The sequence below is a fragment of the Paenibacillus alkaliterrae genome (genome assembly GCF_021532375.1).
GTDB classification, from domain to species: Bacteria; Bacillota; Bacilli; order Paenibacillales; family Paenibacillaceae; genus Pristimantibacillus; species Pristimantibacillus alkaliterrae.
The window spans coordinates 58,493-73,560 of sequence record NZ_JAKGAP010000010.1; the positions used below are offsets into that span (position 1 = coordinate 58,493).

Consider the following 15,068-nt stretch of genomic DNA (forward strand, 5'->3'; position numbering starts at 1 on the left):
ATTTTCAATCGAATGCAGTAGAGCTTAAATAAAAACCTCTTGCCACTCCAATAAATTCGTTTCGACGACAGGCAGATGATCGTCTTTCGGAATGCGGAACGTCTTTATTTCGCATGGCGCGAATTTGGCACGTATTTCCCTGTTCTGCTTCGTCAGGTGAATGACGCCTTCCGTCGCGGTCTTGGCCGTTTCATAGCAGCGGATAATCATATCCTCATTATCCTCCGCCTGCTTGATCGCGCTAACGACAATATTGTCCTGCTCCACCGACAAGAAGCTGTCCTGCTGGGGAAGATCGCCCTCGTGATAAGTTTCAATGATCGTTGTCGGCCTTTGATTCAGCTCTGCCGCGCGCTTGACGGTCCCTGCCTGCTCCCAGTTGCCTTCATGGGGCAAGAGCGAATAGTTGAATTGCTGTATGCCTTGATCAATGAACGAATAATGTCCATGCGGATCCGGTACTGTAGGGTCATGATGGGCGTAAATCGGGCTGCGCAGCACCGTCATCGCCATCTCTTTGTTATGAATGCTGTAGCTGTATTTGGCATCGTTAATCAGGCTTACGCCGTATAATGTACCCCCGTTTCTCGTCACGCCCGAATAATCGATCCAGCTTTGCCCCGGCTCCTCCTCCCCGTTATGCTCGCGTTCGATAAATCCAAACGGAATCTCATAGCTTTGACGGGTGAAGATCAGGTTGACAGGGAACACCAGCTTGAGCATCTTAAATGTCTCCCGCCAGTCGACCGTCACCTTGACATCGATTTGATCCAGCTCGCGATACATGCTGAAATCCTGCACCATTTTTGAATGGCCGTATTCGCTCGTCACGCGAATGACCGATTTCACGGGACCATGCTCCACCCGCTTCACGCTTACAGCCTTGAAGGCGCCAATCACCTGATTAAAGTGAAAAACATTATGGCTCCACGTATCCGATTTATCTTCAATGACGACAGGCTTTCGTCTATGCCGCTGAACAGCTCCTGCTCCGTATGAGGGACATAAATCGGTATACCCGCCTCCACCGCTCGGGGAAGTCCCTGACCTTGATCGCGGTGATGATGCGTCATGAGAATACCGGCTACCTGCTCTGCGCCGATTGCCGCAAGCTCGTCCAGCACGGTGCCATCGCCAAAATCAATGAGTACCGCCTGCTTTCCCTGCATTCGAACATAGACTTGACAGGTGCTTTCGTATACGTATAAATCATCCGCCAGCTTCCGCATCGCCCACTCCCTCTCTGCTGTTCTCATCCCGTGAAAATAAAAATGCGCAACTGCACCAAGACATTGATGCCCGCGCATTTCTATTCCGTTGTTTATCCGGTTATCGAGCCTGGTACATGCCGGCAAAGTCCTTGCTGCCCAGGAAGGAACGAATTTTCTCGCTGACGGTCTGCTCGACCGCATTTCTTCCCTGCTCGAGCAAATCGGCCGATAACGCTTTGCATTCGGTATTCGTCATCCGTTCCTCTCTTCCGATAGCCTCGAGGAAGGAATGTTCCAAATCGGTCGCAATGTTGACCTTGCTCACGCCGCCGCCAGGCAATCGGATCGCATGGCCCATCATCTCCGCGGGCACGCCCGAGCCGCCATGGAGCACGAGATGAACCGGTGTCAAAGCGCGTATCGCCTGCAAGCGGGCAAAGTCAATTTTCGGCTGTCTAACAACGTATACGCCATGTGCCGTACCGCAGGATACCGCGAGCGCATCCACCCCGGTAGCGTCTACGAACATCTTCGCCTCCTGCGGATCGGTGTACAGCTCCTCATCCTTGTCCGTTTCGATAAAATCGGTCGTTCCGATCATGCCCAGCTCCGCTTCGACCGAAACTCCTTTGGCATGCGCATAATCGACAACCTCTTTCGTAATCGCTATATTTTCCTGCAGCGGCTTCTCGGAGGCGTCGATCATAACCGAGGTAAAGCCTGCATCGATAGCATCCGCGATCATAGAAAGCACCTTCGTGTGATCCAAATGCAGCACAACCGGCACGGTAATCGAAAGCCGCTCCAGCTGCGCATAAAATTGTTCGCCGAATTCCTTCGGCGTGATGCCGTAGCGATCCAGCTCCTTCTCCGATATTTGCACGATCAACGGTGAATTCATCGCTTGCCCTGCCTTCAATACCGGAACAATCATCGGCGTATATCTTGGCGAAAAAGACCCGAATGCAAACTGATGGGACTCCGCCATTTCGAGCGCTTGCTTTAACGTAATGACATTGCTTCTATTTTTGTTGTAAGCCATGATCAGTCTCTCCTTTTTGTCGGTTCTGGATTTCCGTTATCCCTTCGTCCCGGCGGTTAAATTCATGCCTTCAATGAAGTATCTTTGGAAGAACATGAACAAAGCGATAACCGGCAATAGAACCATCAGCGAAGCGGCCATCAGGTAATGCCACTGCGTCGCTTCCGTGCCCTTGAACGTTTGCAGTCCGATTTGCAGCGTATACATCGACTCGTTGTTCACATACAAGAGAGGTCCAAGGAAGTCGTTCCACGCGCCATTAAACGAGAAAATAGCGATTGTCGCAATGGCCGGCTTAATTAGCGGCACCATGAGGCGAAGCCAAATATAAAAATGGTTTGCCCCGTCCATTTTCGCCGCATCGATCAGCTCATTCGGGATGGACATGAAAAACTGGCGAAGCAGAAAGATAAAAAACGCGCTGCCGAATAAAGAAGGAATAATTAATGGCAGATAGGTGTTCATCCAGCCCAGCTGAGCGAACAATATATATTGCGGAATCATCGTCACAAAGCCTGGAATCATCATCGTCGCCAGGACGGCGGCAAACATGACATTGCGCCCCGGAAACTTGATTTTTGCAAAGCCATAGGCAATGAATGCATTCGAGAATACGCTCGCAATTACGACACAAACGGTAATAAATGCTGTATTCATCAACCACCGGGTGAAATCGGCCGCGGGTGAAGTCCATGCCCGCACATAATTGCCCCAATGAATCTCATTCGGAAAGAATGTCGGCGGATACTGCATGATTTCCTCCATCGGCTTGAGCGATGTTGAAACCATCCACCAGATCGGAGAAAGGATAATGGCACTGCCGCCGATGAGCAATAACGCTACGACCGTTTTTCTGAGTCTTTCCTGGAAACGTTGGCCTTGATAGTAGCGCCGCTTCTGCGTTTGTCCGTCTGCACTCATTAACGGTCACTCCCCTCGTAATACACCCATTTTTTGGCCAACACCAAATTAATAAGCGTCAATACCATAACGATCATGAATAGAACCCATGCCATTCCGGTTGCGTAACCCATATCGAATACCTTAAAGGCTTTGTTCCACATATGAAGATTATAAAAAACCATAGAATTCATCGGGCCGCCCTCGCCGCTTTCCGACATGACGTATGCCTCTTGGAAAATTTGAAATCCGCCGATCGTGCTGGTTACGATGTCGAAGAAGATAATCGGTGTAATCATTGGCAGCGTAATGGTGCGGAATTTCCGGAATATACCCGCGCCGTCAATTTCCGCTGCTTCATAAAGCTGCTTCGGCACACCCTGCAGGCTGGCCAAGTAAAGCAGCATTCCGCCGCCTACGCTCCACAGCTTCATAATGATCAGTGAAGGTTTCGTCCATTCCGGGTCAAACAGCCACGCCGGACCAGAAATCCCGACAAAGCCTAACAGCGTATTAATGAGCCCCGTTGAAGGGCTTAACAGCTGCATCCAAAGAATATAAACGCCGACGCCTGATAATACGGCGGGCAAATAAAAGATCGTACGGAAAAATCGCATGCCAGGGATACCCTGATTTAACATAACGGCAAGAAGCACGGCACCGACCGTCGTGAGCGGCACCATAAACGCAACATAGTACAAGGTGTTTCCTAAGGAGATCCAGAAGAGGCTGTCTGTCGTAAACATCCGAACAAAGTTATCCAGTCCGATAAAGTCCATCCTGGACGTAATGTTATAATTCGTGAAGCTCGAATACAGGGAGAACAGCATCGGACCCATCGTTATGAATATAAATCCGATCAGCCAGGGAGAAACGAACACATACCCTTGAAGCGCCTCCCTTCGCTCAACCGTTAATCGACTCCGTTTCACAGACTTTTTGGAATTGTTGGACTCAGCGTTCATTATGGCTCCTCTCCTTTCCTAAAGAAAGGGAGTGGCAAGCGTCCAGCTTCCACTCCGTCGCTTCTTCATTTGTTTATTTTTTGTTAGCCTTCACTAAAGCCTCTACTTCTTTTTGCGCTTGCTCAAGTGCCGCTTCCGGTATTTTTTGTCCTAGAAGAGCAGCATCCCCTGCGGGTTAAGCAAACTGCGGAAATCCGGTGCGAACTCCGGTATCGGGAAAATTTTTGTATCCTGCAAGTTTTTAACCGCTTCGCCGTAAACTAATTTACCTTTTTCATCCAATTCAGCATTCATGGCAGCCTTCTCAGAAGCTTCAATATTCGCAACATTGTCGAAGTTTTTAATAGCCCAATATTCTTGCGCTTGCACATCGGTCATAAATTTCATGAATTCCCACGATGCTTCAGGATTTTTGGCGCCGAACGGAATTTCAATGACAAAACCGCCGCCGGAGCTGTAGTGGCCTGTTCCCTCTTTGAATTCAGGAATCGGCGCGATGCCGAAGTTTACATCTTTACCATAGTCGCGCAGCTGCGTGTAGAAGGTTGCCGTCTGGTTGATCATAGCTACCTTGCCCGAAATAAACGGGTCCGCCTGCTTGCTGCCGAACTCAGCTTTAAACGCATTAACGGTGCTCTCGCCAAGACGATCGGTCCATTTATTAATCCATTTTAGCGCTTCCACTTTATTCGGCGTGTTGATCGTTACTTTGCCTTCTTTGTCAACGAAACCTATGCCGTTATCCGCGTTGGTCATCCAGCTGTCCCAGCCCCAGTTGCCCCAGCCGTTCGGGTAGAAGCCGACTCTTTCATAGCGATTTCCATTTTTCTTATCTAATTTAATCGCGAACTCTTCAAGCTCTGCCCAGGTTGTTGGAGGCGTCTCCGGATCGAGTCCTGCTTCGGCGAATGCATCCTTGTTATAGAATAGGAATCTGGTGTCTGTATTGAATGGCAAGGCGTAAGCTTCGCCTTTAAACTCCACTGTATTCCACAATTCCTCGAAAAAACGGTCTTTAATGTTGTCTTGCGCCAAAAACTCGGTGAGATTGACGACTTGTTTGCTGTTTGCACGCTGCGCTACTGTATTAATATCGTTGATAATGACATCCGGCGGGTTGCCTGCCGCGATCGCCGCTAAGTTCTTCGTCCAAACATCGCCCCAAGGCAGGAAGGTGTGCTTCACGACAATGCGCTCCTGCGAGCTGTTAAAGTCGGCAATCATCTTCTCAATGATAGGACGACGCGTCTCCGATCCCCAGAACGTCCAGAAATCCAATTCGATTTTCTCCACAGACGCGGCTGGCGGATCGCTGGCTTCTGTATTTCCTTCTGTATTAGCCGGAGCGTTTGTTGCATGGTTGCCGTTCCCGCTATTTCCTCCCGCACAAGCCACTAAAAGCAAGCTCATGGTCAACACAACCGACAAAAGCATAAGTATGCGATTCTTTGCTTTCATTCTGATTCGACCTCCCAGTTTTTTATAAACCACATTACCCCACAATATAATTTCGTTAATCCAATAGTGAAACGCTTACATATGGTTTTATGTGGTTTGTATTTATAAATTACCTCATAATACGTTATTAGTCAACACTTATTTAGGCGGATTCAAACGAGGTCGATTATGGATGAACCGATAAATCAGGACAGTAGATATTTGGATGCTCTGATGACTTACGAGGGGCAGCTATAAAAAAGGCAGCCCCTCAAGTAGATAAATCTACTCGCGGAACTGCCCCGTTTCCTTTTTACATCCCTTCAGCTATATAAATTGAACTAATCAATCACGCGAGATCACGGCTGCACCGGCAGCATGAACTGGAAAAACTAAAGCTAATTGGTCTCAGATGCTCAGACTTTATGCCGCGCCGATCGATTTCAAATAATCGAGGCTTATTTTTGCGCTTTTCAGAGGGTGAGCGCTAACGTTTTGCTCGACGAAGTAATATTTCACCCCGACGTCTTTAAGAATGCGAAATATAGGGGGCCAGTCGATCGTACCGCGGCCGACTTCCGTAAAGCCTCCTTGGCGATCCATATCCTTCACATGAAGCAGCGGCGTAATTCCTTTGTATTTCAGAAGGGTTGCCTTGGGATCGAGCCCCGCCTGTTTCACCGAATACGTATCAAGCTCCAGCTGCAGCAAATCGGTGCCGACTCCCGCGAGCAATATATCGATGATAAACTTGCCGCCTGCTTTTGCGAAGTCATAATCGTGGGTGTGGTAGGCGAGCTGCAGGCCATGGCGCTTGAGCTCCTTGGCGACCCTTGTCAGAAAGGAGACGAGTTCCGGGAATTTGGATTCGTCCGCGAACTTTTCCCGGGGAAATCGGGTAACGATATATCGGACGCCTATCGTCTTGGCGTCTTCGATGTATCGGTTCAAGTCTCTTTCCAAATCTTCCGTTCGCACATAGACGGAAACGGTGTTCAAACCGAGCTTATTCAACGCTTGCTTTATTTGTACAGCCGGAAAACCTTCCGCGTTGAAAATAAACTCGACGACTTTGTAACCCATATCCGCTACTTTTTTGAGTGTTCCCAAGAAATCTTGTTCAAGTTCATTACGTACCGTATAAAGCGTGAGGCCCGGAGGAATCCTCGACATATCCCACAGTTCTTTGCCGAATAGCTGAAACTTCATTTCATTTCCCTCCGAACTTCGTTATTTCAGTTGCTGAACAATATAATCCGCCGTACGAATGGCCAGCGCTGCGGTCGTTAAAGTAGGGCTGGCGGTTCCGCTGGTCGGGATGACGCTGTTATCGGCGACATAGAGACCTCTCATACCGTGGATTTGACCGTAGCGGTTGGTCGCCGAGGATATGGGATCATCTCCCATCCGGCACGTTCCCATTTCATGAACTTCTTGTCCAGGCGGTACAAGGCAGAATGGCTGGCCGTCCCGTTCAATCAAGGGCACTCCCATCGCCGAGGATGCCCGCTTCACAGCGTCTCCCATTTGCTGAATCACGGCCCGGTCCTGTTCACTGTATGAAAAATCGATTTGAATTTCGGGAACCCCGTATTCATCCCGCTTGAGCGGGTCGAGGGTAACTTTATTGTCATATCGGGATTCGACCTTGCCTGAAGCGGCAAAGGTAACACCCCACTCGGCCTGCAAAGGTTGTATTTCGTATTGAACATATCGGTAAGGGCCCGGTCCGAGAATCTGGATTTGATAGGGACGGTCTCCGGTGCCCGGAATCAATATGCGGAGCGGCCCCAGAACCTCCGGAAACTCGCTGCGGTTCACCATTCCGGCGCCGGTTATTCTGGAATGGGTAGAAAGATAATGGCCGATCGCTCTCCCTTGAATGTCCGAGTTCAACAAGATTTGCGCTGTTCCCAAAGTACTTGCCGACAGAACGACGTTTCTGGCTTTCAAATAATAGCTTTTTTTATCCGGCGACATCACCTTAACGCCCGCAACCCTGTCCTTGTCCGTGAGAACCTGAACGGCGCGGGCGTTGACGGCCAAATCGTAGGCGCCGTTCAGGGCTTGGGCAAACAAAACAAGCGAGCTGTAAAATACATTGGAATTGATCACTCCGAACCGGCTCGTCGGCTGCAGGTTCATTGCAATGGGCTCGTCTATCGATTCTGGGAATCCGTTCTGCTGAAGACGGTCGAGAAGGATCTGCGTGATGGAAGCTCCTTCGGTGAACGACTGTGTGACATTCATGGCCTTCTCTGCAATGTTATAGTAGTTGTCCATCTCTTGAACCGTGATGGGCCAACCGGCCATGTCGGCTAGAGACATGCGGGGACTGGTCGCTGTCCAGAACAAGGTTCTGCCCCCCAACGCATAAACGAACTGGGTTGCAAAATCTGTGCGTCTTACGGCAACGCTGTTGAAGTAACTGTTTCTGCTTTCAAAATCCAATGTGGCGATGTTTTGCGCATGTGTCGGTATCAAGAGGCCTCCCCGCTCAATGATACCGATTCGCTTTCCGCTATTTTGCAGCTGTTGAACCAATCGCCACAGTGCGGCGCCTCCTCCCGCACCGGTACCCACAACGAGCACGTCATAGTATGTCCGCTCCATTTGCTCAAGCGTTGTAAGAGGAATCCATTGTTCCTGGTAAGTCAGCTTGGGAGGGGGGCATGACGGGACCGGTGTCCTGTCCCTCGTTGACGTGGACGCGTCGGGAAGTTTGACTTGATTGCCGGTGATGACCAGATCGGGACGCGCAATATGCGGATTGAGGGAAAGAAGATCCTCTAATTCGGCGCCATTTTTACGGGAAATTGTTCTAAGGGTATCTCCATCGTCAGCGATGTAGATCTTCAAAGTGATCACACCCTTTCGATTATCCTCCTACATATATACGCCGCAACCATTTTTCTATACCTTACCGCTGTCATCACCAGGTTTTAACGACTCCTCTTTGAAGAACGCGACCAGCGTCACCAACATAAAGGGAACAACGGCTGCCATCGTAATGAATAATGGCCAGACCACGTATACGGCCTCGAAAAATTCGACTTCATGGTTAAACATCGTGAGCGTGAGCAACAAGGCGAATAACGTAACCGGAAAAACGAATATTTTTTCATCGTGCGATTTCAATACTTTCGATACAATGACTGTAAAAATAAATAACATGATAGTCGTTTTCATTAAGGAGCCGACGATTAATGCAATACCGATGATCGATTCGACTCTCTCGATAATATTCTGCACTTGGATCAAACGGGCAAGCTGAAATAAGGAATATTTCGCTTCGCCTGCAAGCGGTCCCAAAACCATAATCGAAGATAAGATACTGAGAAATAAAGCGATACCGTTTATAAGCAAAGCCGCAACCATCCATTTCCCAAGCGGATTTTCTTTCTCCTGACGAGCTAACGGGAGAATCATCGCGAACAGGACGGTTTCCGCATAAGGGAAGCCGAAGGCCAAATAAGCGCCATGAACGACCGGCTTGATTCCGCCCGGGAACAAAGGCAGCAGAGACTCGGGATGGTAATAAGGCAAAACGAATATCAATATGATCATGACAGCCAGCAGCATGACAGGGATCAACATACTGAACAATCTGGCCATCACTTCAATCCCCCCGCGAACAGTCAAGGCAGCGGTCAACAGGACTAGAAAATGAATAACAACCGGGGGGGTTGCCTGCATCATTGAACTTGCAAAAAATCCCCCGATATCAAGCACGATGTAAGAAAGGTCTAACATAACGAGAATCAGGAGAGGGATCGACAACAAAAGGGTCAGCCAATTCCCGATTATTTTGCGGCTGTAGTCGATGAAGGTCATTCCGGGATATCGCCGGTGCAAATAAAGCATACAAGCTAATAGAAGCATCGCCATCGCGTTGGCAAGCAAGGGCGACAGCCACGCTCCGTTCTTCGCCGCTCCCGCCAAGGGGGCCGGAATATTAATAATGGAAGAGCCGGTCATAAAAGCAAAGAACAATGCCGCCATTTGCTTGGAACTGATCCACTCCTGTTTGTTCACGGGCCATTCCCCCCCTTCCCTTTAATAACAGTAACCAATGTAATGAGAAGAATCGGAAAAACGAATGCCACCGCGGTGATTAGCGGCCAGACCGCGGTCACTTTCTCCGTAAATTCCGCTTCATAGTCAAACATGACCAGGGTGAGCAGTAAGCTGACAAGCGCAAGCGGGAACATTAATATTCGGTTATCCTGCAATTTCAATAATTGGGACAGGGCAAGGTTCACAACGAACAGCGTGATCGTTGCTTTCATATACGATCCGACGATTAATGAGATGCCGACGATGGACTCGACCCTTTCGATCACATCCTGAACCGTGATCAATCGCGCAAGCTGAAACACGGAAAATTTGAGTTCGGAAGCGAGCGGCCCCTTAACCATGATCGAGCATATGACGACCAGAATCAGACTGAGGCCGTTTACGAGAAGGGCCGAGAACATATATTTGCCCAGACGGTTGTCATCGCTTTTGCGAACGAAAGGAAGAACCATCGCGAACAGGATAAGTTCGGCATAAGGGAAGCCGAAGGCGATGTAAGCGCCGTGAATGACAGGTTTCATTCCTTGGGGGAATGCGGGCAAAAGATACTCCGGATGGAAATACGGTTGAACCAGCATCAAGACGAGAAATATGAAGAAATACATGGAGTAAAGAAGCAGGATGAACATTCTGGCCATCGCTTCGATCCCCGCACGCGCCGTCAGGGCAGCCGTCAGTATAATGAGAGAGTGAACCGCATAGGAGGGCGTTTGTATCAATAGCGAAGAGGCAAAGAACCCTCCTATATCGAGAACAATATAGGAAAACATTAATATAACAGTAAGGACGAAAGGAAACGCAAGGAGAACGGTCATTCCGTTTCCCAAAACTTTGCGGCTGTAATCGATCATTGTCATGCCGGGATAACGGCGCCGCAAATAAAGAATGCAGGCCAGGAGCAGCATTCCGGCTCCGTTTGCAATGATCAGGGACAGCCAGGCCCCGTTCCCGGCGGCTGCCGTCAAAGGGGCCGGGATGTTGACGATTGCCGAACCGGTCATAAAAGCGAGAAATAACGTCGCCATCTGCCAGGAATCAACGGTTTCCTGCTTGTCCATGGTATCCTCCTTCACTGCAGTATGAAACTAGGGTGAAACCTTGACAGATTTCACGATGCGTTTGGCCGGTTCGGATAAAACCAAATCAACCAGCTCGTTCAGGTTCGGCCAGTCCGTTTCCCACACATAGTCAATGCTGAGATATACGGCGGCCAGCACGATCACTCCATAAGCGGCGCGTTCCCGGAGGCTCTTCCGTTTCAATTTCGGTCCGTCGTAGGCGAGCATAACGGTATATAGTAGAACCAGAACGGCGATTTTTTCAAGCATGGTTCATATCCCCTTTTAACGCGTAAGATCTATCCGCTCATGGGTTTGCCGATATTCATTCCTGTATCGCGAACTTTGACCTCGACATCGATCTCAAATTGAATCCGCGCGAAACGCTCGCCCCAATTTGGCTTCCAACGCTGCCACAACCGGGAATCTTTACGGTAAATCCGGTCTCCGATTCCGATTGCGTCCAGTTTTTTCTTCTGCAACAGCTCAATGACTTGCTCCATCTCCCGCTTCACTGCTTCTCCAGCCGTTTGCGCGAAAGCTTGTTCTTGCTCCTTCGTTTCCAACTTGGAACATAGAAGGTCGCCTACCGATCCTCCGATCTTCGCCGACACATGAACGTTGACCGAATCCCCGATGATTTTTGGCGTTATTTCCGTCTTCATCTGCCCGATCTCGAACGATTCCTTTTTGTTCCTTTTTTCTTTTTTTGGGTCCGTGCATGGAAATTCAATGATCCCGTTTCCATATTGATTGGCAAGCATCAACAAACCTTCCGCGTTTTTTGAGGAAATCAATCCGGCCATTTTCCCCTTGTCCAGAAGAGCAATTCCCGCTACAGTGGCGGTTGGCTTGCCCTTTTTGTCCAAATAAAGGTATGGAACCTTCGCCACACCTGTTTCGCTTTTCAATTGCATGGACAATTCCATAAATGTCGATTTAATCGTTTTGCCGGAATAGCGGAAATTCCCTTCTTCAATACTCCGCAATTGCTCTCCTATTGTGCTTTCAATGAATGGCTCTATATTCAAATAATCGTTTGCCTTGCCTTTCATGATCATGACCGATATGACCCCTCTCGGTTCATGATCCCGCGAGAAAGCATCGAGAACTTCTCCAACCTTTCTCTTCTTCGCCAATTTTTCGCTGATGAGAATAACCCGCATATGGCTGAATTGCGCTTTGCGGCCCAGATGGATTGTAATATCCCGAACCGCCTCGAGGGCGGTATCGTCCACGGTCTTGATATTGAAGGATCTAGGCCCGCCTTGCGCTTGCTGGGACAGCTCGCCGCCTGCGCCTCCCGGCTTATAGAAAAGCGTCGTTAATTCAATCTTCCCTTCATCGTTCAGATCGATCGCCAACGCCTGTACAAACGCACGTTCGTTCAATTCGGCTTTATCCCAGCAGCCCGTTAACGGGAACAAGGAGAATATCAACAACATTTTCAGTATGGACCGTCGCATCGTTCATCCTGCTTTCTCAATAGCTGCGGGCCTCATTATTCACCGGGCTTCTTATGCAAATACCGATTTCTCGGGGAGCGCAGCAAAATTTTCAATGGCGCCCGTATGAACACGTCACGCAGTTGTTTCGGGCGAAGCGGCGCCAACGTCGATAAATAGGGCTGTCCGAGCGAACGCAAGCACGTCAGGTGCAGGAGAGTGAGCAGGAAACCGATCATCAGTCCGAACCCTCCGAGCGAAGCGGCGAGCGCCATCAGCGGAAACTGCATGGTTCTAAGCGCGACGGTAAGCGTATATTGCGGCAGGGAAAAAGAAGCGATCCCGGTAAGCGCAACGACGATGACCATAATCGGAGAAGCGATCTTGGCCTGTATCGCCGCCTGTCCGATAACGAGAGCGCCGACGATGCTTACAGCGGAGCCGACCGGCCGCGGCAGGCGAATCCCCGCTTCCCGCAATATTTCAAAGAAAAACACCATGATGAGCGCTTCCACGAAAGCCGGGAACGGAATGCCTTCCCTCGTATCCTTAATGGCCAATAAAAGCACGGTCGGAATGAGTTCGGGATGGAAGGTCGACAAAGCAATATAAATGCTGGGCAAAGCGAGCGCCAAAAAAAAGGCGACAAGCCTCATCAGCCGGACTAATGATGCAAACACCGTCCTTTGGTAATAATCTTCGCTCGAACTGAAAAATTCGACGAACAGGCCGGGACAGATCATGACGGACGGGGTGCCTGAAACCATGACGATAATTTTTCCGTCGAGCAGCGCGGCAACCGCAACATCCGGACGTTCGGTATAACGGTATTGGGGAAAAGGAGAATAGGTGGAATCTTCAATCAGCTCTTCAATAAAAGAAGTTTCTAATATTTCCTCTTTCTTTACCTTCTCAATCCGCCGTTTAAATTCCGCCAACATCTCGGGATCAACGGCTTCTTCCAAATAACCGAAGGCGACTTCAGCGTTCGTCTTCTTCCCCGCTATGAACATCTCGATCTTGAAATCCGATGTCTTTAATCTCGCCCGAAGCAGCCCGATATTTTTTTTCAGATCTTCTACCGTACTGTCGTGAGGTCCTTTAACTACCGGCTCGTTAACCGATTCACTCACCGTTCTCGATTCAACGTAAAGAGAGTGGAAGCTCAAAGCTTTGTTCCATTGGTCGAGAAAAATAACGACATATCCGTTCAAAACGTTTTTGACCGCTTGATCAAACTGCTCGATAATATCCGCGGAGTGGGTGGAAACGCCATGCTGCCCGAAAAAGTTAATGACTTCTTCGGGAGAAATCGCCGTAGCCGCTCCTACTTCATGAGCGGTAAGATCCTGCAGAGCCGATTTTAAATAATTCAACTTCTTGTCCTGGGTAAGCGTTTCGCAGTGAACAACAAGCGCCGTATGGATCAATTCGGGACCATACCGGTATACAACGTATTTGATATCGATGCAATTGGCGAAAACTTTCGCAATCCGCTGCTGATTGTCCGATAAATTTGATGAGATAAGAACATTGTGCTCTGCCGTATCATCTGGTTTCATGGATTAAACTTCCTTTTCTATGTCTGTCACAGATTGCCCTCTTCTTTTCCCAATTTAACCATATCTATTTCGTTATATACCTTTGTCATCTTCAATGATTATATTGATAGGATATTCCCGAGTCATTATCAATATGGCCCGATAATTCGACTCATGTCGGGGCTCGACTTCCGGAATTTTCGGGTGCCAGACTAACGTTTGCCCTCGGCGGGAGGACGTTGTTCTGGAATGGGGCATGCCCTCGGCCTGCACAGTTTCATCTTCAACAATGGCCTGTTAGTCCAGAAGAATTGGACGTATATTTTAGGCTCGCGGAGCGGGCCATGAATGTTACCACGTCTTTTGCTGAAGGCTCATCAATGCAGAGGGTTCTCATGAACCGGCTTCATGCAGGCGGTATTCCAGAAGCGACTGATCTTCCACTTGCCGTTGATATGAGGGGTCCACGTATGGGTGAAATTCACTCCAATGCATGGTTCAGTTCTGTCAATTTTCTTGCTTATGCCCTAAATGATAAACCGTTCGACCTTGCTTTGAACGCTTATACAACGCGCGTCCTTGTCGAGAATGGAAGAGCCGTTGGTGTTAGTGTGATGTCTCCAGATAAAAGAACACACATCATTCGGGCAAGAAACGTGGTTGTTTCGGCAAGCACGTTGGAAACGCCTCGCATTTTGCTCAATTCAGGCATCCAAGGACCGGCAATCGGGCGCTATTTGACCAATCATTCATTTCTTCTAGGAACGGGCAAAATCAGTCGCAGTCAGTTCTCGGAAAATATCGGTAATCTTTCTATTTTGAAACGGGAAACGCGGCAATCTCCTTATCAGATACAAATATTGGGGCCTGATCAGTACTTTTCATACCAGCAATTCGAAGAAAAGGTACTCCCAGAGCAAATAAGTGTGGTGTATGCAGCTTTCGGTTTGGTGGAGTCCAGGCGGGAGAACAGAGTTTACTTGGACCCTGGAGAACGGGATGATTATAGCGTCCCTATGATCCAAGTCAATTTTTCTTACAGCGACAGGGATAATGCGGTGATCAATCAAATGCGCGAGGGAATCATTCGATCCGCCGCTTCCATGGGAGTAGCTTTAGATGGAGAGCCTGCCTTGTTTCCGCCGGGAAGCGATGTTCATGAATCCTGTACGTGCCGGATGGGCACTGACCCAGCAACTTCGGCTACGAACCGTTTTGGCCAAATTCATGGCGTTTCCGGTCTTTATGTGGCCGACAACAGTGTGATACCTTTACTTGCTGCGGCGAATCCAACTAATTCCACGGTCGCTTTGGCGATACGTATGACAGATCACATTGTTCTACAGAGTAGATAATTAAGAGCTGGATAACATAATTAAAGGGTACTATAGT

At 49.0% G+C, this 15,068-nt stretch carries 14 protein-coding genes; 1 reads left to right on the forward strand and 13 read right to left on the reverse strand.

The genetic code is table 11. From position 1 onward, the window contains the following. Positions 1 to 24 precede the first annotated feature (24 nt). The 13 genes from L1N85_RS27520 to L1N85_RS05880 form a co-directional block, all read right to left on the reverse strand. Positions 25 to 900: a glycoside hydrolase family 38 C-terminal domain-containing protein gene (locus L1N85_RS27520; RefSeq protein ID WP_235235903.1), complete on the reverse strand. Its 876-nt coding sequence runs from the start codon at positions 898 to 900 to the stop codon at positions 25 to 27. Further along, the gene (locus tag L1N85_RS05825) at positions 897 to 1,229 is read right to left on the reverse strand and encodes an MBL fold metallo-hydrolase (protein WP_235235905.1); all 333 of its coding nucleotides are present in this window, start codon (positions 1,227 to 1,229) and stop codon (positions 897 to 899) included. Before L1N85_RS05825 ends, L1N85_RS27520 begins: the two co-directional genes overlap by 4 nt. Before the next feature lie 100 nt (positions 1,230 to 1,329). Beyond that, positions 1,330 to 2,253 (reverse strand): class II fructose-bisphosphate aldolase, encoded by a 924-nt coding sequence (locus tag L1N85_RS05830; RefSeq protein ID WP_235235907.1) that lies wholly within the window; start codon positions 2,251 to 2,253, stop codon positions 1,330 to 1,332. 36 nt (positions 2,254 to 2,289) lie between these two features. Next, complete coding sequence (locus L1N85_RS05835) at positions 2,290 to 3,174, reverse strand: carbohydrate ABC transporter permease (protein WP_235235909.1); 885 nt, start codon at positions 3,172 to 3,174, stop codon at positions 2,290 to 2,292. Then, the gene (locus tag L1N85_RS05840; protein ID WP_235235912.1) at positions 3,174 to 4,118 is read right to left on the reverse strand and encodes a carbohydrate ABC transporter permease; all 945 of its coding nucleotides are present in this window, start codon (positions 4,116 to 4,118) and stop codon (positions 3,174 to 3,176) included. The genes L1N85_RS05835 and L1N85_RS05840 overlap by 1 nt, the downstream gene beginning before the upstream one ends. 150 nt (positions 4,119 to 4,268) lie before the next feature. Next, entirely contained in the window at positions 4,269 to 5,576 is a 1,308-nt protein-coding gene (locus L1N85_RS05845; protein ID WP_235235914.1) for an ABC transporter substrate-binding protein, read from the reverse strand. 402 nt (positions 5,577 to 5,978) lie between these two features. Next, positions 5,979 to 6,764 (reverse strand): sugar phosphate isomerase/epimerase family protein, encoded by a 786-nt coding sequence (locus tag L1N85_RS05850; RefSeq protein ID WP_235235916.1) that lies wholly within the window; start codon positions 6,762 to 6,764, stop codon positions 5,979 to 5,981. 21 nt (positions 6,765 to 6,785) lie between these two features. Further along, the gene (locus L1N85_RS05855; protein ID WP_235235924.1) at positions 6,786 to 8,423 is read right to left on the reverse strand and encodes a GMC oxidoreductase; all 1,638 of its coding nucleotides are present in this window, start codon (positions 8,421 to 8,423) and stop codon (positions 6,786 to 6,788) included. Positions 8,424 to 8,468: 45 nt separating this feature from the next. After that, a complete protein-coding gene (locus L1N85_RS05860) occupies positions 8,469 to 9,590 on the reverse strand; it encodes a GerAB/ArcD/ProY family transporter (protein ID WP_235235926.1) in 1,122 nt (373 codons plus the stop codon). Next, entirely contained in the window at positions 9,587 to 10,690 is a 1,104-nt protein-coding gene (locus L1N85_RS05865) for a GerAB/ArcD/ProY family transporter (protein ID WP_235235928.1), read from the reverse strand. The genes L1N85_RS05860 and L1N85_RS05865 overlap by 4 nt, the downstream gene beginning before the upstream one ends. Positions 10,691 to 10,717: 27 nt before the next feature. Beyond that, entirely contained in the window at positions 10,718 to 10,960 is a 243-nt protein-coding gene (locus L1N85_RS05870) for a hypothetical protein (protein ID WP_235235929.1), read from the reverse strand. A gap of 29 nt (positions 10,961 to 10,989) precedes the next feature. Further along, positions 10,990 to 12,156: a Ger(x)C family spore germination protein gene (locus tag L1N85_RS05875; protein WP_235235931.1), complete on the reverse strand. Its 1,167-nt coding sequence runs from the start codon at positions 12,154 to 12,156 to the stop codon at positions 10,990 to 10,992. A gap of 35 nt (positions 12,157 to 12,191) precedes the next feature. Continuing rightward, positions 12,192 to 13,697, reverse strand: a complete 1,506-nt coding sequence (locus L1N85_RS05880) for a spore germination protein (RefSeq protein WP_235235933.1) — start codon at positions 13,695 to 13,697, stop codon at positions 12,192 to 12,194. 131 nt (positions 13,698 to 13,828) lie between these two features. On the opposite strand from L1N85_RS05880, the gene L1N85_RS27525 reads away from it, so the two are divergent. Beyond that, complete coding sequence (locus L1N85_RS27525; RefSeq protein ID WP_328285159.1) at positions 13,829 to 15,031, forward strand: GMC family oxidoreductase; 1,203 nt, start codon at positions 13,829 to 13,831, stop codon at positions 15,029 to 15,031. The last annotated feature ends 37 nt before the right edge of the window (positions 15,032 to 15,068 follow it).